The sequence below is a fragment of the Nonomuraea sp. NPDC049646 genome (genome assembly GCF_044465525.1).
Classification (GTDB): domain Bacteria; phylum Actinomycetota; class Actinomycetes; order Streptosporangiales; family Streptosporangiaceae; genus Nonomuraea.
In genome coordinates this window covers 716,601-739,044 of the sequence record NZ_JBITLU010000003.1, presented here as the reverse complement: position 1 = coordinate 739,044, position 22,444 = coordinate 716,601, and the positions used below count along the sequence as shown (strand labels likewise).

29 protein-coding genes and 1 pseudogene are annotated in these 22,444 nt (G+C 68.5%); 13 read left to right on the top strand and 17 right to left on the bottom strand.

Features of this window, described 5'->3' with window-relative positions:
• Positions 1-551: 551 nt before the first annotated feature.
• Positions 552-899, bottom strand: coding sequence for a hypothetical protein (locus tag ACIBQ8_RS12480; RefSeq protein WP_397191955.1), 348 nt, complete (start codon positions 897-899; stop codon positions 552-554).
• A gap of 125 nt (positions 900-1,024) precedes the next feature.
• Here ACIBQ8_RS12480 and ACIBQ8_RS12475 point away from each other — a divergent pair, with 125 nt between their 5' ends.
• The 3 genes from ACIBQ8_RS12475 to ACIBQ8_RS12465 all read left to right on the top strand — a co-directional run bounded on the left by ACIBQ8_RS12475 (position 1,025) and on the right by ACIBQ8_RS12465 (position 3,775).
• Positions 1,025-2,239, top strand: a complete 1,215-nt coding sequence (locus ACIBQ8_RS12475; RefSeq protein ID WP_397191954.1) for a helix-turn-helix domain-containing protein — start codon at positions 1,025-1,027, stop codon at positions 2,237-2,239.
• A 30-nt stretch (positions 2,240-2,269) separates the two neighbouring features.
• On the top strand, positions 2,270-2,746 hold the full coding sequence (locus tag ACIBQ8_RS12470; protein WP_364329088.1) for an NUDIX hydrolase: 477 nt from the start codon (positions 2,270-2,272) through the stop codon (positions 2,744-2,746).
• Between the two features lie 585 nt (positions 2,747-3,331).
• Positions 3,332-3,775, top strand: coding sequence for a hypothetical protein (locus ACIBQ8_RS12465; protein WP_397177999.1), 444 nt, complete (start codon positions 3,332-3,334; stop codon positions 3,773-3,775).
• Between the two features lie 202 nt (positions 3,776-3,977).
• Here the strand turns inward: ACIBQ8_RS12465 and ACIBQ8_RS12460 are convergent, their stop codons facing one another.
• From ACIBQ8_RS12460 to ACIBQ8_RS12450, 3 genes and pseudogenes are all read right to left on the bottom strand, one after another.
• Complete coding sequence (locus ACIBQ8_RS12460; RefSeq protein ID WP_397191964.1) at positions 3,978-4,346, bottom strand: GntR family transcriptional regulator; 369 nt, start codon at positions 4,344-4,346, stop codon at positions 3,978-3,980.
• Between the two features lie 130 nt (positions 4,347-4,476).
• Positions 4,477-5,202 (bottom strand): hypothetical protein, encoded by a 726-nt coding sequence (locus tag ACIBQ8_RS12455; RefSeq protein WP_397191953.1) that lies wholly within the window; start codon positions 5,200-5,202, stop codon positions 4,477-4,479.
• 169 nt (positions 5,203-5,371) lie between these two features.
• A pseudogene (locus ACIBQ8_RS12450) lies at positions 5,372-6,384 on the bottom strand (IS5 family transposase).
• 218 nt (positions 6,385-6,602) lie between these two features.
• On the opposite strand from ACIBQ8_RS12450, the gene ACIBQ8_RS12445 reads away from it, so the two are divergent.
• Together ACIBQ8_RS12445 and ACIBQ8_RS12440 are read left to right on the top strand one after the other, a co-directional pair.
• Complete coding sequence (locus ACIBQ8_RS12445) at positions 6,603-6,896, top strand: hypothetical protein (RefSeq protein ID WP_397191952.1); 294 nt, start codon at positions 6,603-6,605, stop codon at positions 6,894-6,896.
• A 76-nt stretch (positions 6,897-6,972) separates the two neighbouring features.
• A complete protein-coding gene (locus tag ACIBQ8_RS12440; RefSeq protein ID WP_397191951.1) occupies positions 6,973-7,431 on the top strand; it encodes a GNAT family N-acetyltransferase in 459 nt (152 codons plus the stop codon).
• A 61-nt stretch (positions 7,432-7,492) separates the two neighbouring features.
• Here ACIBQ8_RS12440 and ACIBQ8_RS12435 read toward each other — a convergent pair whose 3' ends face one another.
• A complete protein-coding gene (locus ACIBQ8_RS12435) occupies positions 7,493-8,179 on the bottom strand; it encodes a hypothetical protein (RefSeq protein WP_397191950.1) in 687 nt (228 codons plus the stop codon).
• 144 nt (positions 8,180-8,323) lie between these two features.
• On the opposite strand from ACIBQ8_RS12435, the gene ACIBQ8_RS12430 reads away from it, so the two are divergent.
• From ACIBQ8_RS12430 to ACIBQ8_RS12420, 3 genes are all read left to right on the top strand, one after another.
• A complete protein-coding gene (locus tag ACIBQ8_RS12430; protein ID WP_397191949.1) occupies positions 8,324-8,845 on the top strand; it encodes a hypothetical protein in 522 nt (173 codons plus the stop codon).
• Between the two features lie 142 nt (positions 8,846-8,987).
• Positions 8,988-9,260, top strand: a complete 273-nt coding sequence (locus ACIBQ8_RS12425) for a hypothetical protein (protein ID WP_397191948.1) — start codon at positions 8,988-8,990, stop codon at positions 9,258-9,260.
• Positions 9,257-9,526, top strand: a complete 270-nt coding sequence (locus ACIBQ8_RS12420) for a hypothetical protein (protein WP_397177989.1) — start codon at positions 9,257-9,259, stop codon at positions 9,524-9,526. The genes ACIBQ8_RS12425 and ACIBQ8_RS12420 overlap by 4 nt, the downstream gene beginning before the upstream one ends.
• On the opposite strand, the gene ACIBQ8_RS12415 is transcribed toward ACIBQ8_RS12420, so the two are convergent.
• Entirely contained in the window at positions 9,503-10,348 is an 846-nt protein-coding gene (locus tag ACIBQ8_RS12415) for an FkbM family methyltransferase (RefSeq protein ID WP_397191947.1), read from the bottom strand. The genes ACIBQ8_RS12420 and ACIBQ8_RS12415 overlap by 24 nt on opposite strands.
• A 27-nt stretch (positions 10,349-10,375) precedes the next feature.
• Positions 10,376-11,749 (bottom strand): hypothetical protein, encoded by a 1,374-nt coding sequence (locus ACIBQ8_RS12410; RefSeq protein ID WP_397191946.1) that lies wholly within the window; start codon positions 11,747-11,749, stop codon positions 10,376-10,378.
• Positions 11,750-11,894: 145 nt separating this feature from the next.
• Here ACIBQ8_RS12410 and ACIBQ8_RS12405 point away from each other — a divergent pair, with 145 nt between their 5' ends.
• On the top strand, positions 11,895-12,689 hold the full coding sequence (locus ACIBQ8_RS12405) for a GNAT family N-acetyltransferase (protein ID WP_397191945.1): 795 nt from the start codon (positions 11,895-11,897) through the stop codon (positions 12,687-12,689).
• 70 nt (positions 12,690-12,759) lie between these two features.
• Here ACIBQ8_RS12405 and ACIBQ8_RS12400 read toward each other — a convergent pair whose 3' ends face one another.
• Complete coding sequence (locus ACIBQ8_RS12400; RefSeq protein ID WP_397191944.1) at positions 12,760-12,942, bottom strand: hypothetical protein; 183 nt, start codon at positions 12,940-12,942, stop codon at positions 12,760-12,762.
• 64 nt (positions 12,943-13,006) lie between these two features.
• On the opposite strand from ACIBQ8_RS12400, the gene ACIBQ8_RS12395 reads away from it, so the two are divergent.
• Both ACIBQ8_RS12395 and ACIBQ8_RS12390 read left to right on the top strand, forming a co-directional pair.
• Entirely contained in the window at positions 13,007-13,153 is a 147-nt protein-coding gene (locus ACIBQ8_RS12395) for a hypothetical protein (RefSeq protein ID WP_352323191.1), read from the top strand.
• Between the two features lie 43 nt (positions 13,154-13,196).
• Positions 13,197-13,340, top strand: coding sequence for a hypothetical protein (locus ACIBQ8_RS12390; protein ID WP_397163323.1), 144 nt, complete (start codon positions 13,197-13,199; stop codon positions 13,338-13,340).
• Positions 13,341-13,373: 33 nt separating this feature from the next.
• Here ACIBQ8_RS12390 and ACIBQ8_RS12385 read toward each other — a convergent pair whose 3' ends face one another.
• Both ACIBQ8_RS12385 and ACIBQ8_RS12380 read right to left on the bottom strand, forming a co-directional pair.
• Positions 13,374-13,691: a hypothetical protein gene (locus ACIBQ8_RS12385; protein ID WP_397177984.1), complete on the bottom strand. Its 318-nt coding sequence runs from the start codon at positions 13,689-13,691 to the stop codon at positions 13,374-13,376.
• 87 nt (positions 13,692-13,778) lie between these two features.
• The gene (locus ACIBQ8_RS12380; protein WP_397191943.1) at positions 13,779-14,504 is read right to left on the bottom strand and encodes a LysR family substrate-binding domain-containing protein; all 726 of its coding nucleotides are present in this window, start codon (positions 14,502-14,504) and stop codon (positions 13,779-13,781) included.
• Positions 14,505-14,558: 54 nt separating this feature from the next.
• Between ACIBQ8_RS12380 and ACIBQ8_RS12375 the strand changes: the two genes are divergently transcribed.
• Entirely contained in the window at positions 14,559-14,930 is a 372-nt protein-coding gene (locus ACIBQ8_RS12375; RefSeq protein ID WP_397177982.1) for a DUF5997 family protein, read from the top strand.
• A 62-nt stretch (positions 14,931-14,992) separates the two neighbouring features.
• Here ACIBQ8_RS12375 and ACIBQ8_RS12370 read toward each other — a convergent pair whose 3' ends face one another.
• The 7 genes from ACIBQ8_RS12370 to ACIBQ8_RS12340 all read right to left on the bottom strand — a co-directional run bounded on the left by ACIBQ8_RS12370 (position 14,993) and on the right by ACIBQ8_RS12340 (position 21,466).
• On the bottom strand, positions 14,993-16,357 hold the full coding sequence (locus ACIBQ8_RS12370; protein WP_397177981.1) for a TrpB-like pyridoxal phosphate-dependent enzyme: 1,365 nt from the start codon (positions 16,355-16,357) through the stop codon (positions 14,993-14,995).
• Between the two features lie 34 nt (positions 16,358-16,391).
• Positions 16,392-17,048: a transglutaminase family protein gene (locus ACIBQ8_RS12365; protein ID WP_397191942.1), complete on the bottom strand. Its 657-nt coding sequence runs from the start codon at positions 17,046-17,048 to the stop codon at positions 16,392-16,394.
• A complete protein-coding gene (locus tag ACIBQ8_RS12360) occupies positions 17,045-18,211 on the bottom strand; it encodes an acyl-CoA dehydrogenase family protein (protein WP_397177979.1) in 1,167 nt (388 codons plus the stop codon). The genes ACIBQ8_RS12365 and ACIBQ8_RS12360 overlap by 4 nt, the downstream gene beginning before the upstream one ends.
• A gap of 15 nt (positions 18,212-18,226) precedes the next feature.
• Positions 18,227-18,601, bottom strand: a complete 375-nt coding sequence (locus ACIBQ8_RS12355; protein ID WP_357965497.1) for an ectoine synthase — start codon at positions 18,599-18,601, stop codon at positions 18,227-18,229.
• On the bottom strand, positions 18,598-18,894 hold the full coding sequence (locus ACIBQ8_RS12350; RefSeq protein ID WP_397177978.1) for an acyl carrier protein: 297 nt from the start codon (positions 18,892-18,894) through the stop codon (positions 18,598-18,600). The genes ACIBQ8_RS12355 and ACIBQ8_RS12350 overlap by 4 nt, the downstream gene beginning before the upstream one ends.
• A 48-nt stretch (positions 18,895-18,942) precedes the next feature.
• Positions 18,943-20,412: an AMP-binding protein gene (locus tag ACIBQ8_RS12345; protein WP_397191941.1), complete on the bottom strand. Its 1,470-nt coding sequence runs from the start codon at positions 20,410-20,412 to the stop codon at positions 18,943-18,945.
• Between the two features lie 139 nt (positions 20,413-20,551).
• The gene (locus tag ACIBQ8_RS12340; protein ID WP_397177976.1) at positions 20,552-21,466 is read right to left on the bottom strand and encodes a DMT family transporter; all 915 of its coding nucleotides are present in this window, start codon (positions 21,464-21,466) and stop codon (positions 20,552-20,554) included.
• A 432-nt stretch (positions 21,467-21,898) separates the two neighbouring features.
• On the opposite strand from ACIBQ8_RS12340, the gene ACIBQ8_RS12335 reads away from it, so the two are divergent.
• On the top strand, positions 21,899-22,309 hold the full coding sequence (locus ACIBQ8_RS12335; RefSeq protein ID WP_397177975.1) for a hypothetical protein: 411 nt from the start codon (positions 21,899-21,901) through the stop codon (positions 22,307-22,309).
• Positions 22,310-22,444 lie beyond the last annotated feature (135 nt).

The window sequence follows — 22,444 nt, the reverse complement described above, 5'->3', positions numbered from 1 at the left end:
ACGACGCCGCAACGACGCACGCCAGACTGGCCGACAACAGCACCTGTCACCCATGTCTTGGGATCGACGTGTCAAGCATGTCCCGGGACAGGACAGGGCCGACGACAATTTGCTGGCTCAGAGTTTCTTTACTGGTTTCTAGCCTGGTCTCCGCTTGCAGGTTCGCGGCCAGTTCATCCAACGTCGCCCCGCAACGGACGTTGGACTGGCCCCTTGTACAGGGAACAGACTGTTTCCGAATGGCCGCCCACCCTGCGGCCATGTCGTGAACCTGCCACTCCGGGTACTCGGCAATCAACTTCGCCAAGGTCATGGGCATGGTTGCACTCCGACGACCGGTGTACAGGGCGGCTGCGACTCCCGTAGGCGGGCGTAGCGGAGAGCGGTTCGGTGCGCGGCCCGAGTGGGCTCGGTGGAGGGGTGCCAAGCGTGGATGACTCGCTGTCGTCTCGCGTCCCAGGCTGACCGCCACCGGTACCGCCCGCCGTGACACCAGACGACCGGTCCGACCCACACGGACACCAGCGCAAGCATGCCACTGCGCAGGATCTTCACTGAGTGCCCGCTTCCGTGGATTCCGGTCGCAGACTGCGGATCGTCTCCGAGAGAGGGTGGCGTCGTTGAAGGTCCGCGTAGCGGAAGGCAACCCGGCGCGCGGCTCTCGACGGTTCGATGGCCGGATGGCGGGCGTACAGCACTCGTTTGCGGCGGTCGTCCCAGCCTGCCCGCCACCAGTACCAATCGCCGTCGCACCAGACGACGAGCCCGACCCACACGGACACCAGGCTCAGGCCATAGCCGTCATGGACGTCTGCGGATACGCCGTGAGCGGCGAGGGCGTCGGCCAGGGCATCGGCGGCGTGCTTCTCTGGCGTGGGGTGTCGGTTCGGCGGTTGCATGAGTGACCTCCCATCACGTACGGCAGTGACGTAGCGTGACGGTATGTGTCGGCCGAGCTGTGAGGCCGGAAAGAAATTCAGGGGTCCGTCGTAGGCATCCGATGAGGATGAGGTGCATGCGAGGAATGACCAGCAATCTGTCCATCGGCCAGCGCGTGGCCTGGTACCGGCGACGGCGTGGGATGTCTCAGGACGTATTGGCCGGGCTGGTGGGACGGACCACCGACTGGCTGAGCAAGGTGGAGAACGACCGCATCACCTTGGATCGTCTGTCCGTCATCAAATCCCTGGCGAGCGTATTGGACGTGTCCCTCGGTGATCTACTGGCCGAGCCGCACCTGTTCGAGTGGACGGACGGAAGCGGCGATCAGACCATCCCAGCACTGCGCGCCGCGATCACGGACTATCGGCAGCTCTCGCCGATGGCCGGGCTCGTGGAGAACGCGGAACCCTCCGGGCAGGCCGACCTGCGACGTGCCCTTGCCGAAGTGTGGCGGGCGTACCAGGGAGCCCGGTACAGCTCCGTGATCCGGACTCTGCCCGGACTCCTGGGAGAGGCGCATCATGCTGCGCGCGTAGCGAACGGTGACGCGCGCATGGCCGCATCGGGAGTGCTCGGGCAGGTCTACCACGCCGCTGCCAGCATCCTGGCCAAGGTGGGTGAGGCTGATCTCGCATGGATCCCCGCTGAGCGGGGACTCTCCTTCGCACGGCAATCCGGTGATCAGCTCGTGACGGCCTCATTGCTTCGCTCCGTGACCCACGCCCTTCTGTCCAACGGTCGCTACGAGGCAGCCAAGCAGCTCACGATGGACGCCGCCGACCTGCTGTCTCCCGGCCTCCCGCACGCCACGGCTGAGCTGCTTTCGGTGTACGGCACGCTGTACCTCGCCGGGTCGATGGCGGCGGCGCGAGACGACGACCGCAGCACGACACGCGCGTTCCTCGCCGAGGCACAGGCAGCGGCGGTGCGGCTCGGCGGTGACGCCAACCATGTCTGGACCGCGTTCGGGCCGACGAACGTCCGTATCCATCAGGTGGCCACGGCAATCGAGCTGGGAGACATCCAGGTGGCTGTGGAACTCGGGCCGAAGCTGGATACCAGCAGGCTTCCGATCGAACGTCGCGCTCGTCATGGCCTGGCCGTGGCGCATGCCCTGAGCCTGTGGAACCGTACCGACGACGCGATGGCCGCGCTCTTGGAGGCCGAGACCATCGCTCCCGAGCAGGTGCGCCATCACTACCTCAGCCGTCAGCTCACGATGTCGTGGATCAGAAGGCAGAAGGGCAAACCCAGTTACCAACTCGCGGCTCTCGCCCGGCGACTGCACATCGTGTGAAGGCAGTCCCTGTGGCGTAAGGTCGGGGCTGTGAACGATCAGGAGGCTCCGCCGTTCGCCCAGGCCCGTGCCGCTGCCGGTGCGCTGTTCTTCGATGACAGCGGTCGTGTGCTTCTCGTCCGCCCTACGTACAAGCCCTCCATGGACATTCCGGGCGGGTACGTCGAGCCGGGGGAGACCCCGTACGAGGCGTGCGTTCGAGAGGTGCAAGAGGAACTGGGCATTCAGCCGGCCATCGGTCGCCTCCTCGTGGTCGATTGGGCGCCTCTCCCTAAGGAGGGCGACAAGGTCCTGTTCGTGTTCGACGGAGGCACCTTGGACGGCGAGTTGCTCAAGCAGATCAGGTTCGTGGACAACGAGCTGAGCGCCTACGAGTTCCATCCCGTCGAGGAACTGGACGGGCTGTTGATCGAGCGGCTTGCCCGTCGGGTCAAGGCCGCCGCTACTGCACGCGAGCTTGGCAGAACCGTCTATCTGGAGCACGGCCAGGCCGCTCCCACTGAGTGACTATCTGAGTGACAACGGCCCAGGACGAGCGTGGACGGTCGAGGACCAGGGCGGAACGTTCGCCGAGGTAGGACCCCGAATCACCCGAGGTCCCACCTTGTCGCGGCGAGCCTTACAAGCGAGGGGGCACTGGTTCGAACCCAGTACCGCCCACCAGCCTGAAGAGCCCCGTTTCCGATCACGGAAACGGGGCTTCGTGCCGTTGACGTGTCAGTAGCAGGCGCGGAGGCTCTTTCGATCTTCGCGTTCATGATGTCGGCGATCTTGCGATCTGCTTCCGCCGTGCTGTGCTGGTAGATCAGTGCGGCGCGGACGGAGTTGCGTCGCATGCGCTGCAAGAGATCTTTGAGGCTCGCACCGGAGCCGGCGGCGATCGTGTTCCCGGTGCCCAAGATCGTGGAAGTGCAGGTCGGGAAAGCCGATCTTTCCTTGTGTTTCGCGGCCATGGCCCCTACGCCGACCGCGCGGCCTTGGGGCGCCAGCGTGGCCACTCGGCGGAGATGCGCTGGACGCGACGTCGAAGTCCTTGACGGGCTCGGCCTCGCCGTGACACCAAGCGCCTGAGAGAAGCTTCGGTGTGGAATCGTGAACGCGCTGTGCTGCTTCCCGGACAAGCCAGAACGAATACTCTCGATCATGGAGTCGGAAAGCAGTGGATCGCGAGGGAGCACGGCCCTGCTGGTCTTAGGGGTCGTATGGGTGCTGGGCACCCTGGTACTCGGATGGCTGGGTTTCGCGTACAGCTTCGCGCTGATGGGAGGCGAACCGGCGAATGCGGACCTAGGCCAGGTGCTCGTCTACCTGGCGCTCGGACTCGGAGGCGGAGGACCCGTCGTAGGCCTGATCGTCGCCAGGGCGCTGAACAGCAAGGGTGGCACCTGGTTCTATGGGCTCGTCGTGCTCGGCATGGTGCTCTTCGTCCTCTTCGCGATGTATCAGCACAAGAGCCGCAGCAACCATGTGTGGCAGGAAGATCCGCCGGTGTGCACGGCGCCCCCAGAACGGGCGCACGGAGTACCCGGATGCTAGAAAACGGGGTAGGCGTCCACTAACTCATGCCTGTCGGCCGAGAGCAAGACTCCACGACGGTCAGAGGCCGGCCGGAGACGTCGCGCACAGCGCCGAACCCACCTTGACCACCTCGCCCGTGGAGGCGGCCTTCGGCTTGGTCAAGTCCGCCTGCCCCCCGGCCGCTTCTGCTCGACAGAGGCCATTGCCGGTCGGCTGCGGATCAAGCGACCCCTGCGCTGCTGGGACTCGATCCATCCATGCTCGCGCATCCGCGGAGGGCAACGACCACGGTAGGACGGGAGATGCTGAACTCCTTAATGAGCTGGTTCTCGCTCGGCAGCAGCGTGCCAGGTGGGTAGTCTCCCGGCTCGATGCGGTTCTGGAGAGGCTCCACAAGCTGCGCATCCGGCTTGCCACCGGCTGTCCACGTGGTTCGCGGAAGCGGAAGCCGTGCAAGGAGAACCGGCAGGCAGGGCAGCGACCGGGCCGGTACCTCGGCCCTCCGCCCGCCCGCCGTCCAGAGGTGCGGTCTGGGAGCCGGTCCACCGGACGGCGGCGGAACATCGGGCCGGGCACCGCACGCCAGCATCGCCGTACCGATCGAACACACCGATCCCGCGTGCCGCGCCGCCTTACAGATGCAGCCCTATGATCGCCCTGCATGGCTGGCCGCCGTAGGTGCTTGGGGTGGTCGACGATCCAGGGCTCCTCACCCTGATTCACCGATTAACGACGTGATCGCCTTCGCGGGGGTGCTCGCGACTGGCCCTGAGCAAGGCCCATCGAACCAGTCCGGACATCAGGATGGGTATTCCGACGGCCCAGCAGCGCATGCCGGCCCAAGGTCCCTCGTTGGCGTGCTGGCCGTTGCCCTGGATCTCAGGTGCAAGAGTGGAGGCGATCACTGGAAGCAGGAGCAGCGTGACGCCGGCGAGGAAGAGCGCCGCGCTGAAGGCGATCGACTGTCGCGACCGATAGGGACGACCCGCAAGCGTAGTAAGGATTACGGCGCACACGACGGCAGGCAGCGCCACTTTGCCCGCCCAGTGCAGCAGCATGGTCGTCCCGTACCACTGCTCATCTGAAAGGGCGTCCATAAAATAGACGGCAGGGGCCGGCGCGCCGAGGAGATCCTGCACCGTGCCCAACAGGCTTCCGCCGATGAAGGCGGCGACGAAGACAGTCCATCGCCACCCGTTTCGGAATCCCTTGGCTGAGGGGATGAGAGAGATGAGGGCGGCGAGCAGGCCGAGGAATGCGCCCTTGCTGGCCCCGTTGGCGAAGGGGATCCATTTGTTCCACGGGTAGTTGCCGACCGTGATGGCGGTCCATGCGCCGATGGCGCCCCAGGCCACTACCCCGACGGCAATCCCGACGCACAACACATCCCAGACGCGCCCATCTTGGTTACGCGCGATATCCTCCGGGAGATCCTTTCGGCGCATCCGGTCATCATGATGGGGTGCGAAGCAAACGTGCAGTTGCGGCCCTGTGGTGAGCGCGACAGGCACCATAGGCCGGCGTTCAGTTGCGTGCGCGTGCGTACGGATCTGTGCCAGTCAGTGACCCTGAGGGTGATGGGGAAGTGCTAGGTGCTGTTTGGAGTTCGGATCATTATGTGGTTGAGGTGAGGAGTCTTAACCACATGATCGAGCCCCGCAGGCAGAGCCCGGCCTCATAGTTCTCCGGGGCTTTGTCGTAGCGGGTCGCCAGGCCACGCCAGCTCTTGATCTTCTGGAAGCAGCGTTCAACGGTGTTGCGCTGCCGGTAGCGCCCCGGATCGAAGGCGACGGGCCGCCCACCCGCCGCCCCCTTCTTCTTCCGGTTGGCCTGCTGGTCACTCTTCTCCGGGATGACCGCGCCGATGCCACGGCGACGCAGATAGGCCCGATTGGCCTTGGAAGAGTAGGCCTTGTCCGCGGCCACCGCGGCAGGGCGGGTCCGGGGCCGGCCCACCGGCCCGGCCACGCGGATCTTGTCCAGGACGGTGCTGAACTGCGGGCAGTCGGCGGCCTGCCCAGGCGTGAGCACGAAAACCAGCGGCAACCCCGCGCCATCGACCGCAGCATGAATCTTGCTGCTCAGCCCGCCCCGGGATCGACCGAGCGCGGCCGCCTCCGCCCGAGCCTCACGGCGTCGCCGGACGGCGGCGCGATCGTCCGCCGGCGGCGCATCGGCATCGGGTGGGGCCTGCGGCGCATCACCCTCAGCACCGGCGGCTGCTCCGGCAGCGGAGCCCCCTTTTCCTCGGTCAGCGCCTGCTCCAGCGCATCCAGCGTTTCTCCGGCGACCGCCAGCCCGGCCGAGTCCTGATGCGCCCGCACAATCGTGGAGTCCACGCTGACCAGTTCCAGGCCGACCTGTCCTCGCGATGCCGCCTCGGCGATCAGCGCGTCCATCAGCCCCTGAAACACGCCGGCTTTGGCCCAGCCGTTGAACCGGGAGTAGATGGTGGACCAAGGCCCGTAGCGTTCCGGGACGTCACGCCAGCCAGACCCGGTACGAAACCGCCACAAGATCCCGTTGAATTGATCACGCACCCTCCGTGGCAGCGGCCCGGTCGCCGCCACCGGCAGCTGCGGCTCGATCAAAGCCCACTCGGCATCGGTCACATCAAAGCGCGCCACATCCGAGTTCTACCAGCCACGGCAGCCAACCACCGACCCTCATCTAGATCCGAACTTCAAACAGCTCCTAGTGGGTCGGTGTGGACGTAGGGCAGGTAAACGTGATCGCTGTGCTGTCAGCGTGTCATTTGTTGTTCCCTGGGCTGAGGCAGAGGTCTTCCCGGCTCAAGCTTCGCCATGAAATGATCCACTGCCGTTGGAACCACGGAAGGACTGGCATGTCTCCCAAAGCGATGGCGTTTGTTGCCTTCCTGCTGATCGGCTCGGGCCTTCTCGCTGGTCTGATGTCTGTTACGTCGGGTGGTGTATCTTGCGGCTCGGCATTTTTCGAAGTCACCCGGCAGGAACTCGATCTGTCCCCCGTCTGGGCCGACATTGCGCAACATTTGGACAGCTGCAGAGACCTGCGGAACCTCGTTAAGATTCCCGCTACCGTACTGATCGCTGCAGGCGGGGTCACGTTGTTCGCTGCCTTTCTTTCGTGGCGACGCATATCCGTTTCACGCGGATAGAGCAGCAACCGCCTGGCAGCGGGGTTTCGTGTCGTCGACGTGGCATCGGCTGCTCTTCCGATCTCCGGTGCCTGGCATGCTCTGTGGCGTGACTATTCGTACTGCGACGCGCCGGGATCTGCCGGCGATCATCGCGCTCCTGGCTGACGAGGACACCGTGGTCGATCCCCGGACCGTTGAGGTCGACGAGGCGTACGAGCGAGCCTTCAAGGCCGTCGACGCCGACGAGCGCAACGAGATGATCGTTCTGGACGAGGAAGACGGTACGGTCGTCGGCTGCCTCCAGCTGACGTACATCCCCGGCCTGGGACGACACGGTCAGGAGCGGGCGCTGATCGAGGCGGTCCGGGTGCGTGCCGATCGACGTGGGGCGGGGCTCGGGCGCGAACTGCTCACCTGGGCGATCGAGCGGGCACGCGCCCGTGGCTGCACCCTGGTCCAGCTCACCAGTAACAAACGACGCACGGAGGCCCATCGTTTCTACGACTCTCTCGGCTTCGTACGCAGTCACGACGGGTTCAAGCTGTCGTTCTGAGGCGGGGTGAACGGTCGCGCACGTGCAATGACCGTCGGTGGTTCGACGCCGAGTGGGGTGGTCACGACGCCATGGGCGATGATGCGGTGATTCTGATCGTGCGTACTCCGGGTTTTTCGATCAATTCGGCGAGTGCTGGCTTCGGGTGGCTGTAGGTGACGAATCCATAGACCCTGCCTTCATGCGTCGCCTGACGTAAGCGGCCGGGATCGATCCCGAAGGGCTTCAGGTTCAGCGAGTCGGTCCACTGCAACTTGGCCACCCAACGTCTGTAGAGCTCGATCGGGGAAGTATTCGCGCATTCGGTTTCATAGACGGCGCACGAGCGCCAGTAGACAGGCTTGCCGACGTCCCCGTGCGATCCGGAGAGGAACAGATGAACGACGCCGCCGTGGAACGAGCGCAGCAACGGGCTCATCGTCGTCTCCGGCATGGCGGGAGCGGAGACGATGCCCAGCACGTCGGTCACTATTTGTCCGCCTGATTGGCGACGTCGCAGACCCGGGTGCATTTCGAAACCAGCGGCCGTCAGGCGCATCGACAAGGGGCCCACACTCACCTCGTGGTTCACGACGAGCTGGTACTCAGGATGCGCTGTCTGAAAGGCGCCGCCATAGACCTCGCGCATGCGTTCTGCGCGCCCGCCGAACAAGTGCACGCCTTCGGTCAGACAGGCGAGCAGAACGAGGATGACGACGATGACGGACCCGGTTCTGCGGGAATTCCTGGTGCGGCTGTCTGCAGTCAAGGCGTCTCCGTGCGCGCCGATCCGGTCGAACGGGGATGATCAAACCAGATCGCCGGTGAATGGCGGGCCTGGACGACACCGGTACGGCATCGTCTGTTCCGCTGGGCCTGTCGGTGTGGTGGCGCCGCACTAAGATCGCGTCCCGTGTCTTCGGAACATTTATGGCGGTTTATCAGGATCGGATTAGTAAGTCTGATTCTTCTGGCGGCGGTCGCGGGGCTGGTGCTCGGCGACACCTGGCTCTGGGTGGCCGCCGAGTGGTCGCCGCCGACCTTCGGCGAACTCTACACGGACGACGGAAGGGGCGATGGGTCCGACGCCTCGGCCGGTCTGGCGCTGTTCGGGGCCGCCCTGCTCGGAGGGGGCTTCGGCGGCGGTCTGGCGATGGTGATCCTGGTGGACGCGGTGAGGCTCGTCAGCACCGTGTGGATCGCGGCCACCGCCCGTGAGCTGGCCGCCGGTGGTCGCCCGGCGGATCTCCCGCCCGTCCGGCGGCGTGGGGCCCGCGTCGCGGTGGCGGCCGTGGTGTCGCTCGTCGTACTGATCAACCCGGAGCAGAACGCGCGCCTGACCTACACCGCCGGGTCGGCGGGCTGCTACGACCGGCCCAGCTTCGGCGACGTGAAGCCCGCGGAACGCGACACATGGAGGGGAGGTCGCCGGTGAGGCCGACTGCCTGATCGCCAGGTCGATGTGCATCGACTGCGACTTCTCCGTAACGGCGGCGAAGTATTGTGGTGGAGGTCCCCGGGGTAAGGGCTCATAAGCCGAAGGGGCTGCGCAGTCCGCGAACGGAGGGCCACCTGCCATGCGAAATCGCACGTTGCGGATCCCGGCCACCGCTGCCGCCGTCCAGGAAGCCATCGACCAGGCGACGGCGGGAGAGGTCGTCCTGCTGGAGCAGGACGGCCGCCTCGTGGCCGCGGTGGTGCCCTACGAGGTGGCCGCCGCCGGCGTCGACCTGCTCAACGAGGCTCAGGATGCCGCTGACCGGAGGTCGGGGTTGAGGCTGATCGCGGAGCTCGAAGCCGGCATGGAGACGATGCGGCTCGGCGACCTGCGCCGTGAGCTGGCCTCGTGAAGGGCTACTACGAGATCCAGCTCTCGTCATCGGCGGTGCGGCAGATCCGTGCCGTGCACGCCGCGGAGCCGATGGCCGCCACGTTCGTCCTCAACTGCCTGGAGTATCTCTCCACCGACCTCGACTCGGGCCTGCTGCGCACGATCGACAAGGAAGCAGGGCTGCTGAAGGCGGAGATAGGCGACTTCGAGGCCTTGTGCTGGGTGCGGCACGAGGAGATGAGCCTGGTGATCCTGACCGTCTCACGGAGTCGTCACCCAGCGTGACGCCGCGCCCTCGTTCGCCCGGACGGCGAAGTCGAGGACGTCCCGCATCCGCCGCGTGCTGACCGGCTCGGCGTAGATGTAGGGGCACATGTCCGACCGCGTCATCTTCGAACGCTGATAGAGCGAGAAGTCGCACCAGGCGTAGTCGTGCCGCGTGAGCTGCTCGATCACCTCCTCCCTGATGCGTTCGCCGTACATGGAGTCGTGCATCTCGATCAGGAGCGCCGGCTGGTGGTGGGCGATCGTCTCCGCCGCGCCCGCCAGCGCCTTCGCCTCATGGCCCTCGATGTCCACCTTGACGAGCCGGATCCTCTCCCGGGACCGGGAGGTCATCAGGTCGATCGGCAGGGCGTCGGCCTCGCCGAGGAACGCGCCGTACCCCTCCTCGCCGTGGTGGAGGGCGGACGTGATGCAGTCGGCGGGGATGGTCGCCGGCTCGCCGGCGGCGAGCGTACGCGTGCAGGGGCCGGCGGTGACGTCGTAGGGATCCCAGAGCCGTAATCGTGCCCCGGAGTCGTGTGCGGCCACCGGCTGGACGTCGACGTTGCCGATCTCGTTGAGCTGCAGATTGAGGTGCAGCGCGCCCAGCGCGACCGGGTTCGGCTCGACGGCGACGACCTTCGTGAAGGCCCTGGCCATCCGTAAGGCGAAGTGGCCGACGTGGGCGCCGACGTCGAGGAAGGCCGAGCCGGGCTCGGCGAAGGACTGCAGGAGGCGCCAGATGTCCTGCTCGTGCGGCCCGGGACCGACGCGGTCACCGCTGGCGGGCCGCACGGCCCAGGTGAGTCCGTCGCGCTGCGAGAGGGAAGGTGTCGTCGACATCAGGACTCCCGGGAAGGTGTTCCGCGCTCACCCACGTGTGATCATTCTCGCGTCGGAGGAGATCCAGCTCCGGTGCGGGTAGAAGCTCCTGAGTTCCCGCATGCGCGAGGAGTCCGTGAAGAAGACGAACTCCAGGTTGGCGCGCCGCAGCATGCTGCGTTTCGACTCCTCGCCCAGCATGCCCCCGACCACCGGGACCATGTTGACCGCCACTTCGGTGAGCGTCGACAGGCCCGTCATCGCGAACCGTTCGGCGACCTTCGCCAGTCCGGGCATCTTCCTGCGCAGGAAGATGCCGAGCCTGGTGGATTTGACCGCCAGATGGGGACGTGTCGCCCGGATGTGGTCGCAGATACGCTGCCAGTAGTCGGCGGCGCAGTCGGCCAGGGCCGTGGCCAGGGCGTCGTCCACGTCCCGGGCGTTGGAGACTTCGAGGTAGGACTGGATCTCGAACAGCTCCCTGGCCTGTTCGCGCAGTTCGACGATCTCCTCGAAGCGGAGCATGGCCAGCAGGTCGGGCGGCGGGCCCTCGACCATCCGATAGGCCGTCTCGACGAGCTCCCGCATGTCGAGCTGGGGATCCGGCCGGCTGTGCGCACGCCGCGCGTCGGTGAGGACGGCCTCGGGAAGGCCGGTGCCGTCCCCTGAGGTCCAGTCAGAGCCCATGATTCTCGCGTTGAACGCGCGTGCGTGCGCGGTCTCGTCGAACAGGCCGTGGATCTGGATCAGCTCGCTGCTCACCGGCAGTCCGGAGTCGTGGAGCAGCGCGAAGATGGGGGTGTGGGAGAACCGCGGCCGCGACAGGATCTCGTCGTACCGTCTTCTCAGTTCGGTCGGCTGCGCCGACAGCAGGCCGGTCAGGACGGAGTCGGGTGAGTTGGCGGCCTCGCGGACCTGCCGCATGAAGTCGTCCTTGGCGGTGACATAGTCGTAGCGGACGACGACGGAACCGTCCCCGGCGAGTACGCCGTCCAGTTCCTTGATCATGCGGTCGCGGGCGACCGAGACCGGCGAGACGACCCATCCCTTCCCGTCGGGGCTGTTCCGCTTCCAGCTGTCCAGGACCTCCGCCAGGGAGTCGCAGGGATCGAGCCGGTCCTCCCGGTAGAGGTAGTTGTGGGCGCGGAGCCCGACCGCGACGACGCCCGCCGCGACGAGATCTCTGAGCAGGCGGTAGAAGTTGTTCTCCCGCAGGTCCGACCTGCTGAAGTCGCCCACGACCCGGGGGTTGTCCACGAGCTGCGTGTCATGTACGTAGACCCGCTCGTTGAAGAGCGCCCCGAACACCAGCAGGGCCCGCAGCTGCATGGTGGAGCTGATGCCGGCCCAGATCGGCTCCAAGGCCGCGAATTGGGACGTGGCGCGCAAGGCGTTGATGGAGCGGGAGTCATCGCGCTTCATCTCTTCGAGATACCACCCTTCGGTCGCCACTCCCAAGGGAAGCACAGCCGGGTACCCCAGGAAAGGTCGTCATGGATAGTGGCTCGGCCGGTGGGCTCGCGTCGTACCATCCGGTCGTGGTGTCTCCTTCGGAAAGGGGCCGGTTGTGTCGGCGTTCGAAGAGGCCGTGGAGTCCAGGGATCATCTCGTCGCCGTCTGGAGCGAGCTGGTACGGGACCGAGGCGGCCGGATCGGCACGGACGACGGCGTCGTGCACATGTGGGCCGACAGCCCCTTCGGCTTCTGGAACACCGTGACGCTGGCCGGTACGGGCATCCCCGCGGACGCGCTCGGCGAGCGGCTGGCGCGGGCGGCGTCCTTCATGAGGGGCAGGTCGGAGAGCGGATATCTGTGGATCTTCGAGGAGCTGCTGAGCCCCCAGGCGCGCGAGAGCCTGTTCCGGCGTGCGGCCGAGGCCGGGCTGGAGCCGGCGTTCTCGGGACGGGGCATGGCGGGCGACCTGTCCGTGCCTGAGCCGGATCATCCGGACCTGGAGTTCCGTCGGGTGGAGACCGAGGAGCACCTCGCCGCGTACGGCGACATCAACGCCCGCGCCTACGGCATGACGCCCGAGGCGGGCAGGCTCGCCCTGGCCGGCTCCGAACTGTGGCGCGGCGACGTGCACGCCTACCTCGGATACCGCGACGGACGGCCGGTGACCTGCGCCGCCACCGTCGCCGGGCCGCGTTCGATCTTCCTGGCGCTGGTCGCCACCCTGCCGGAGGAGATGCGCAGGGGGTACGGCGAGGCCGTCACCCGCAAGGCGATCCACGAAGGCGGCAGGCGGAGCGGGCACCGGAGGCTGGTCCTGCACGCCACGCCGGCCGGGCAGCCGGTCTACGAACGCATCGGCTGCCGGGCCAACACGGCGATCCACTTCCTCCGGCTCGCGCCGGCCTGACGAACCCCGGTTCGCGCACGGCAAAGGACCAGGCGCCGGCGGGCCGGAGGTCTCCCGAGGACGATCCGGGTCATGAGATCGGGCCCCCGCCGATCGGCGCGCCCGCGCCGGGGCTGGTCCTCGCGCTCGTCTCCGGGCGGCGCGCCGTCGCGATCGTGTTCGGGACGGCCCTTCTCGCCGTGGCCGTCCTGCCGGCGTGCCTGCGCAGGTAGCCGGACGTACGGGCGGTCGAGGGCGGACTTTCCGCGGTCATGCCTACATCGCATGATCACGGGTAGCGCTGTGCAACCACCCCAGCTACAGAAGTGGAACACGGCATGATCACTCTCATTCTGCTCATCCTCGCCCTGGCCTGCTTCGTCCTGTCCGCCTTCAACATCGGCGGCGCGCGCGTCAACCTGCTCGCACTCGGGCTGGCGCTCTGGGTGCTCAGCGAGATCATCCCGAAGCTCGGCCAGCTCTGACCCCCGGCGGCTGAGACCACCCCCTACGGGCAGGAACACGCACATGGACGCCCTCACCATCGTCGCTCTGCTGGCACTCCTCGCCGGAATCCTGGTCGCCCTCACCCAGCGGGTGTGGCCCGTCGCGTTGCTGTGCGGAGGGCTGTTCATGTCCGTGCTGGCGGACGCCGGTCTCATCGTCACGTAGGCGAAGGAGACCGGCTGCCCGGCGCTTCCGGCTTCAGCAGTAGGTGATGCCGGTGACGGTGAACGGGATGCTGTGGTACGGCGTGTACTCCGACCGCTGGCCGGGGGAGACGCACGGGCCGACCTCCGGCCACGACCCCACCGTGGGGTCCGGATGGGTGACGCGGATGACCACGGCGTAGTTGCCGGAACCGCCGCTGCAGTACGCCCAGGCGGTCTTGCCGTCCCGGCCGGTGGTGCAGCCGGTGGGGGAGGCGTGCGCGGGGGAGGCGGCGCCGAGGAGGGCGACGGTGGCGAGGACGGTGGTGAGTACGGTCGCTAGGGGCAGGGCCAAGTGCTTTCTCGCGCGCATGTGCTGACCTCCAGGGGGTCGACAGGCAGTGCACTGTTAGGAAAGCTTCTTAAGAGAAAGTAGTCGCCCTGCCCCCGCCGTCAACCCTCAGCGAGGACGGGGGCCCTTCTTCTTGCGGGTCGCCGGCGCGGCACGTCGCCCCGCACGGTTCTGGGCCGGTTTGGGCGGCTGGCGTCGTGCCTGCTTCTCCTGGGGGGCGGCGGGCGCGCGCCCGCGCGAGCTGTTGACCGTGCGGCCGCGCACGATGCCGATGAAGTCCTCCACCAGGTCGGTGGTCGCGTCGGTGGGCCAGGCCAGGGCGACCTGGGACTGCGGCGCGTCGGTCACCGGACGGTAGGTGAGGTCTTTGCGGTGGTGGAGGCGGGCCAGCGACTGGGGGACCAGGAGCAGGCCGGTGCCGGCGGCCACCATCTCGACCGCCTCGGCCGTGGTGGCGGGACGGGTGAAGGCCGGCTGCCCGGGCCGCGACGCCCACTCGATGGCGTCGTCGAGGGGGTGGAAGATCTCCTCGTCGGCCAGGTCGGCGAGGGTCACCTCGTCGGCGGCGGCCACGGCGTGGTCCTTCGGCACCACGACCACCGTGGTCTCGACGTAGAGGGGGATCGCGCTCAGGCCCTCGCGGTCGATCGGGAGCCGGACGAACGCGGCGTCGGCCCCGCCGCCGCGCAGGAGGGCCAGCGCCTCGGGGGTGGGGGCCGTGACCAGCGTGAGCGGCACGTCGGGCAGCCGCTCGGCCCAGACGCCGGCCCACTTGGCGGGGGTCACGCCGGGCGCGTACGCCAGCCGGAAGTCTTCGCCGCTCTCGTCAGTCACGTCCTCAGGGTATCGATGTCGGGGACGCTGTCCCGACTGGCTAGGCTTGGGGGCATGACCTCGTCCAAACCGAAGAGCATCCAGACGATGAAGCCCGAGACGGCGGCCAAGAAGCTGGGTGTCCTTCTCTCGGCCACGCCCGCGGAGTTCCAGGCGGGCGTCGTCTCCAGGGACGAGCTGAACGAGCTGCAGGCCAAGCCGCCCGCGTGGCTCGCCGACCTGCGCCGTAACGGGCCGCACCCCAAGCAGGTGGTCGCCGCCAAGCTCGGGGTCTCCATCTCGGGGCTGCTCAGGGCCGGCATCACCGAGCCGCTCACGACCGCCGAGATCGACGCGCTGAAGGCGGAGAACCCCGACTGGCTGGAGCGGGAGCGCACCGTCCAGGCGGAGGCCCGCAAGGAAGCCCAGCGGCTCAAGCAGCGCTAGTCGCCGCGTTCCAGACATGACGGCGCGGCCCGCCGGCAGGCAGGCCGCGCGTCAGCGCCCGGTCAGGCGCGGGCCAGGTCGGGGATGCTGGACAGGCCGTGGGCGAGGTCCTCGTCCGTCGGCTCGTCGTCGGGCAGCAGCCCGGCCTGGAACTTCTCGTAGGCGGCCAGGTCGAAGTGGCCGTGTCCGGACAGCGCGATGAGGATCGCCTTCGACTGGCCCTGCTCGCGGCAGCGCAGCGCCTCGTCGATGGCGGCCCGCACCGCGTGCGCCGACTCGGGGGCGGGCACGATGCCCTCCTCGCGGGCGAACAGCACGCCGGCCTCGAAGCAGGCGGTCTGCCGTACCGCGACCGCCTCCATCAGCCCGTTCTCGACGGCCCGGCTGATCAGCGGCGAGATGTCGTGGGCGCGCAGCCCGCCGGCGTGCACGGGCGGCGGCACGAACTTGTGGCCCAGCGTGTGCATCCGCGACAGCGGGGTGAGCCGGGCCGCGTCGGAGTGGTCGTAGGCGATGCGGCCGCGGGTCAGGGTGGGGCAGGCGACCGGTTCGGCGGCGACGAGCCGGATCTCGCGCCCGCGGCGCAGCTTGTCGCGCAGGAACGGGAAGCACATCCCGGCCAGGGTGCTGCCGCCGCCGCAGGGGCCGACCACGATGTCCGGGTAGTCCTCGGCGAGCTCCATCTGGAGCATCGCCTCCTGGCCGATGACGGTCTGGTGGGCGCACACGTGGTTGAGCGAGCTGCCGCGGGTGTAGCCCAGGTCGGGGTTGGCGAAGGCGACCTCCAGGGCCTCGGACTTGGCGATGCCGAGGCTGCCGGGGTGGTCGGGGTCCTCGGCCAGCACGGCCCGTCCGGCCGCGGTCAGCGGGCTGGGGCTGGAGTTGCAGACCGCGCCGTACGCCTCCATGAGGGCCCGGCGGTACGGCTTCTGCCGGTAGCTGACGCCCACCATGAACACCTGCGCGCTCAGCCCGAACATGGCCGCGGCCGAGGCGATCGAGCTGCCCCACTGGCCCGCGCCGGTCTCGGTGACCAGCCCCGTCTTGCCGATCTGCTTGTTGTAGTACGCCTGCGGCACCGCCGAGTTGGGCTTGAGACTGCCGACCGGCGAGACGCCCTCGTACTTGTAGTAGATGCGGGCGGGGGTGTCGAGGGCGCGTTCGAGGCGGCGCGCCCGGTAGAGCGGGGTGGGCCGCCACTGGCGGTAGATGTCGCGCACCGGGCCGGGGATCTCGAACTCCGGCTCGGTGCTGAGCTCCTGGTCCACCAGGGGCTCGGCGATCGTCCTGCACAGCTCGGCCCGGGTGATGGCCGCGCCGGTGGCCGGGTCGAGGATGGGGGCCGGCTCGCCGAAGTCCGCGGCGATGTTCAGCCACGTGTACGGGATGTCGTCCTCGTTCAGGGTGTACTTGACGCGCTCGTTCAACGGATACCTCTCATAAGGACTTCGTCGATGGATGTCAGACGCCCGCTTCCGCGGTCAGCGAGCCCTTCACGGTCTGGTCCCGGCCGCCCAGCAGCGCGGGGTGGGCCGTCCTGAAGCCCTCCAGGACCAGCTCGTAGGGGAAGTCGTCGAACTCGCCGTGCCAGTGCAGGAACTCCATGTGCCGCCGGCCTGACTCGTCGTGCGGGTGGTAGACGCTGTCGGCGGTGCCGTCGAACTCCAGGGGCTTCAGGCGGTACAGCCGGCACAACATCTTGTTGAACACGGGGGTGGCCTTCACCCAGCGGCCGTCGAGCTGGACGGAGACCAGGCCGTGGAAGCGGAACACGTCGCCGCCGACGAGTTCCTTGAGCCGTCCGGAGGCCAGGTGGTTGCGCACGTCGGCGAACACCAGCCGGGACGGGATGCCGAGCGCGCGGGCGGCGGCGGCGTACACCACCGACTTGTGCAGGCAGAAGCCGCTGCCCCGGGCGATGATCGTGCTGGCCCGCAGGCCGTCGCGGGACATGTCGATGTCGTAGACGTCGTACAGGATGGTGTCGCGCACCTTGTAGTAGAGGCGTACGGCCTGCTCGGTGGGCGTGCCGGCGCCCTCGACGGCCCGTTCGGCGAACTCGCGCACCACGGGGTGGCCGGCGTCCAGGAACTTCGTGGCGGCCAGGTCAGCGGTCATGTGTGTGACTCCTTGAGGCCGAGCATCCGGGCGATGCGGATCCGTTGCATCTCCGAGGTGCCGGAGTAGATGGTGCCGCCGACCGCGTCCCGGAGCTCCTTCTCCAGCCCGGTCCCGGTCAGGTAGCCGCTGCCGCCGAAGATCTGGATCGCGGCCAGCGCCGACCTGACGTTCGCCTCGCTGGTGACCACCTTGGCGATCGCGATGTCGGTGGCGACGTCCCGGCCGGCGGCGAAGCCGCGCGCGGCGTCGTACAGCCAGCGCCGGGCGGTCTCCACGCCGATCTTCATGTCCACGATCTGGCCGGCGACATGCTGGAACGAGCCGATCGGCCGGCCGAACTGGCGGCGCCGGGAGGCGTGCTCGACGCAGCGGTCCAGCCGGTGCCGCATCGCGCCGGCCTGGACGATGAAGGAGCACAGGATCTCCCACCGCATCACGTGCTCCAGCACGGTGAAGCCCATGCCGGGCCGGCCGACCACGTTGGCGGCCGGGACCCGGCAGTCGCGCAGCGTCAGCTCGCCGAGCGGGGACGTGCGCAACCCCATCTTGGGCACGTCCGGGCCGGTCAGCAGGCCGGGGGTGTCCCGTTCGACCAGGAAGGCGGTCAGGCCGAACGGGCCCAGGTCGCGGTCGGTCACCGCGTAGACCACGATCAGGTCGGCTACCGGGCCGTTGGTCACGAACACCTTGTCGCCGTCGAGGACCCAGTCGTCGCCGTCCGGTTTGGCGGTCATGCCCATGCCCAGCACGTCGGAGCCGCCCCCGGGGTCGGTGATCGCGTGCGCGGTGATCGTCGTGCCGTCGCAGATGCCGGGCAGGTGGCGGGCCTTCAGCTCGGGGCTGCCGAAGCGTTGCAGCGGGATCCCGGCGCTCACGATCTGCGTGCAGAGCGAGAAGCACAGCCCGCCGTCCCGGCAGCCCTCGCCGAGGCCCTCCAGGACGTACATGGTGCTGAGCAGGTCCAGGCCGCGGCCGCCCCATTCGGGGGAGAACGGCAGGCGCAGCAGCCCGGAGGCGCGCACCTGCTCCCACTTGTGCGCCGGCAGCCCGGCGGTCCGGTCGGCGTCCCGGTCGGCGTCCAGGTGGCCTTCGCCCAGCACCTCGTACCAGTCCGCGAACTCGGCCCTGAGCTCGCGGTGTGTGTCGCTCCACTCGTCCATGGGTGACCAGATCCGTCAGTAGTGGGAGAACTGCGCCTCAGCGAGCTGGTGGCGCTCGTCGCCCTGCAACGCGGGGGAGAAGACGCAGATCAGCCGCAGGTCCTCGCCGGGGTCGGCGATCAGGTGGTGCGGATCGTTCTGGTCGAGCGCGTACATGGTGCCCGGCTCCAGGACGTGCTGGCGGCCGTCGGCGTCGATCACGGCGCCCCGGCCGCTGATGCAGTAGCACGCCTCCAGGTGCTTGCGGTACTGGAGGGGGGAGCTGGTGCCGGCCCAGACGATCGTGTCGGTGAGCGAGTAGCCCATGCCGTCGCGCTCGACCAGGAAGCGGTGGCTCAGGCCGTTCCCCCACTCGACCGGCGTCACGTCAGAGATCTTGCGGATGATCATTGCAGTGTCCGTTCTGCTGGTGCTGATAATGCTTTTCCGACGAATTCACGAATGGCGGCCACGGTCCTGAAGTTCTCCGGGGCGATGTCCAGCTCGTCGACCGGGACGTCGAACCGGTCCTTGATCCAGCCGATGAGCTTCAACAGGCCCAGACTGCTGATGACCCCGTTGCGGAAAAGGTCGTAGTCGGCCTCGAGTTCGTCGGGCGGAGTATCGGGGAGATACTCGGTCACCACGAATTCTTTAATCTGGTGTGTGATGTCCACGAAAGGCAGCATCACACGCGCGCGCACGCGTACGCATCTCCGAGAATGCGCGTGCCCGCAATAGGCTTTTGCGTGTCAGCCGATGCGCTTTCGGTCCACCTTTCCGGTCGAGGTGCGCGGGAACGGCTGCTCGACCAGCTTGATGGCGGACGGGATCGCGGCCCGCGGCAGCCGCATCGCGCAGTGCGTACGCAGGCGCAGCCCCGAAAGCCGCCCCGGCCCGGTCCCGCGGACGAACGCGGTGAGCCGGGTCTCGGCGCCGTCCACGGCCGGGACGACCGCGGCCTCCAGGACGTCGTCGTGCTCCAGCAGCACCCGCTCGATCTGCTCCAGGTTGACCCGGACGCCGCGCACCTTGAGCTGGAAGTCGTCCCGGCCGACGAGGAACAGCCGGCCGGCGGCGTCCCGGCGGACCAGGTCGCCGGTGCGGAAGAAGCGGCGGCCGTCCGGCCCGGTCACGAACCTGCCGGTCGCCGCGGCCGGGTCGGGGGTCACGTACCCGTCGGTCTGGAAGGGTGTCCAGACCAGGAGCTCGGTGCCGCCGTCGTCCGGCGGGACGGGGTCCAGGCCGGGGCCGAAGGCCACGACGACGCCGGGCAGCGGGCGGCCGATCGGCAGGGGGGCGGGCCCGGCCGCCTCGGCGGCGTCGAACTCGTGCCAGAAGCTGTCGTTGGTCTCGGTGCAGCCGTAGACGTTGTGCAGCCGGGCGCGCGGGAACCTGCGCGGCAGGCCGGCGCGCAGCGGGACCGGCGCGTGGTCGCCGGTGACGATGACGTGCCGCACGCCGGGGAAGACCCCCTCCTCCAGCAGCTGGTACAGCATGGGCACGCCCTGGACGACGGTGACCTCGCAGGCGGCGAAGAAGTCGCAGACGTAGCGCGGGTTGGCGGCCAGCGCGGGGTCGACCAGGGCGACGCATCCGCCGTGCCGCAGCGTGGCCCACACGTCCAGCAGGCACAGGTCGAAGTTGAGCGGCGCGTAGTTGAACACCACCTCGCCGGGGCCGAGGCCGAACGCCTCGCCGGCCCAGCCGGTGAACCGCGCCACCGCGCCCGCCGACAGCGGGACGATCTTCGGGGTGCCGGTCGAGCCGGACGTGGTCAGCATGAACGCGGTGTCCTGATCGGCGACCGCCACCGGCTCGGGAACCGCGGGCCCGCCGCTGTGTTCACCGTCGGGCCCGCCTATCACGGCGGTGACCACGTCGGGGTGTTCGGCGGCGTCCTCGGGGGTGGCGGCCAGCACCTCGACGCAGCCCGCCCGCGCGCACAACTCGCCGAGCGCGACCGCGCCGAGGTCGATCGGCGGCAGCAGCAGCGGACGCCCGGCCGCCAGGCAGCCGAGCACGAGCGCGACCGCCTGCGGCGACTTGCGGGCGAGCACCGCGACCGGGCCCGGCGGAAATGCGTCCAGTTCTTTCTGGGCCCGTCCGGCCATGGCGGCCAGTTCGGCGTAGCCGACTTTTTCCGTCCTGGTGCGCAGCGCCGTCGCGGACGGTTCTCTCTCGGCGTGCGCGATGAAATCGCGGAGCAGTTCTGTGGTCATCGGAAGGTCACCCATCGATTTCTTGGTCGTCGGATACCAATGATTTTGTTCGATGTGCGACCGCATTATCGGGAATGCGGGCCTCAGCTAATTGCCCGCGTCCGGCAGCTTCCTGCAACGCCTCGACCACGAGAACGGGTCAGGACCGTACTTCCAGTTCCTCGGCCCGCTCCGGCGGGCCGGCCGCCGGGGCGGGCGGCTCCTCCTCGGCGCGGGTGGCCAGCACGCAGCCGCCCAGGATCAGCGCGAACGAGACGACGATCAGGGCGGTCAGCGGCTCGTCCAGGATCAGCACCCCGGCGACGATCGCCACCGCCGGGTTCATGTACGTCGACACCAGCGCCCGCGACGGCCCGGCCTCCTTGATGAGCTCCACGAACACCACGAACGCCAGCCCGGTGCAGACCACGCCGAGGCCGCCCAGCGCCGCCAGCACCTGCCAGCTCGGCAGGGCCGACGGCCAGGTCCAGATCGCGGCGGGCGTGTAGACCAGCGCGGCCAGGGTGAGGCAGGCGGCCGTCAGCGGGATGGTGGGCAGGTCCCGCAGGTGCCGGTCGGCGACGAGCGGGGCGATCGAGTAGCACAGCGCGGTCAGCAGCACCTCGCCCATCGCCCAGGCGTCGCCGCCGCCCAGGTGCGGCCCGGCCAGTACGGCGACGCCGGCCAGGCCGATCACCAGCCCGGTCCAGCGGGCCCTGCCGAGCCGTTCGCCGCCGCCGCTCAGGCGGGCCAGCGCCACGCCGAGGATGGGCGCCGCGGCGATCAGCAGGCCGCTGGTCGAGCTGGTCAGCCGCCGTTCTGCGTCCGACAGCAGCCACCAGGGCGCCAGGATCTCCAGGCAGGCGAACGCGGTGACCGGCCGCCAGTACCGCCGGACCATCGCGAGCTGCCCGCCGCGGATCGCCAGCGGCAGCAGCAGCGCGGCGCCGATCGCGGTGCGCGCGAAGACCAGCACGGGCACCGGCACGCCGCCGACCGCGACCTTGATGAGGAGGTAGGGGATGCCCCAGATCACGGACATCAGGGCGAACAGCACCCAGCCACGGCGGCTCACAGGCGTCTCCTTGGGGTCGAGATGGACGGTCTGCTCAGGCAAAGGGCGGGGGAGCGGCCGGCGGTGCAGCGGGAGGGGAGGGCGGAGAGGGAAGGGCGGGAGCGGCGCCGGGGATGCGGGCCGGCGGCCTGCGGAAGACCGACGGCGAATCCATGAAAATCCTCCAGCCTATTCGCTGCCGCGCGACAATTCCCGCACGAAAGCATTTCTTCCCGAGAATCGCACGGCGCCCGTGTCGCGGCTTCTTTCAACGTGCTCTTTCAGTGGACAATCGGCTCGGCACCAAGGGATGCTGGACGCGCGACCGGAGTGCCGCCGATCGGTGTCCTCGCAGGTCAGTCGCGAATCACCGGCCCTCGCCGGACGGCATCGGGCCGCTGGTCCCGCCGCGCCAAGCCGTGCACTGTCACCCTGAAACGGAGGGAAACCACCATGACCGATAAAACCCCCAATCCCGCGCTCCGGCAGCTCGACGTCCTCATCGGCACCTGGCGGGTCAGCAACGTCGAGGACGGCAAGGCGACCGACGCCGGCACCGTGCGCTTCGAATGGCTGGAGGGCGGCAACTTCCTGGTCCAGCACGTCGACCTGGCCGACACCAAGGCCGTGGAGTACATCGGCTACGACGAGGAGAGCAAGACCCTCAAGTCGCACCTGTTCGGCCAGTCCGCCGAGATCCTCAAGTACACCTGGGAGGTCAGCGGCGACACGCTGACCATCTGGTACGGCGACCAGGGCTCGCCCGCCCGCTTCGTCGGCAAGTTCAGCGAGGACGGCGCCACCAACGCCGGCGCCTGGGAGTGGCCCGGCGGCGGCTACCAGTCCACGATGACCCGGGTCTAGGCTCGTTCGGCGCTCCGGCCCGGCGGCGAGGTCGCCGGGCTGCGGCCGGGCGCGATCTGGCAGATCCTTGTCAAGGATGACTGAAAAGTCCGTAAGATACGGGCCCTAATGGTACGGATGTGACTTGGGGGCCCT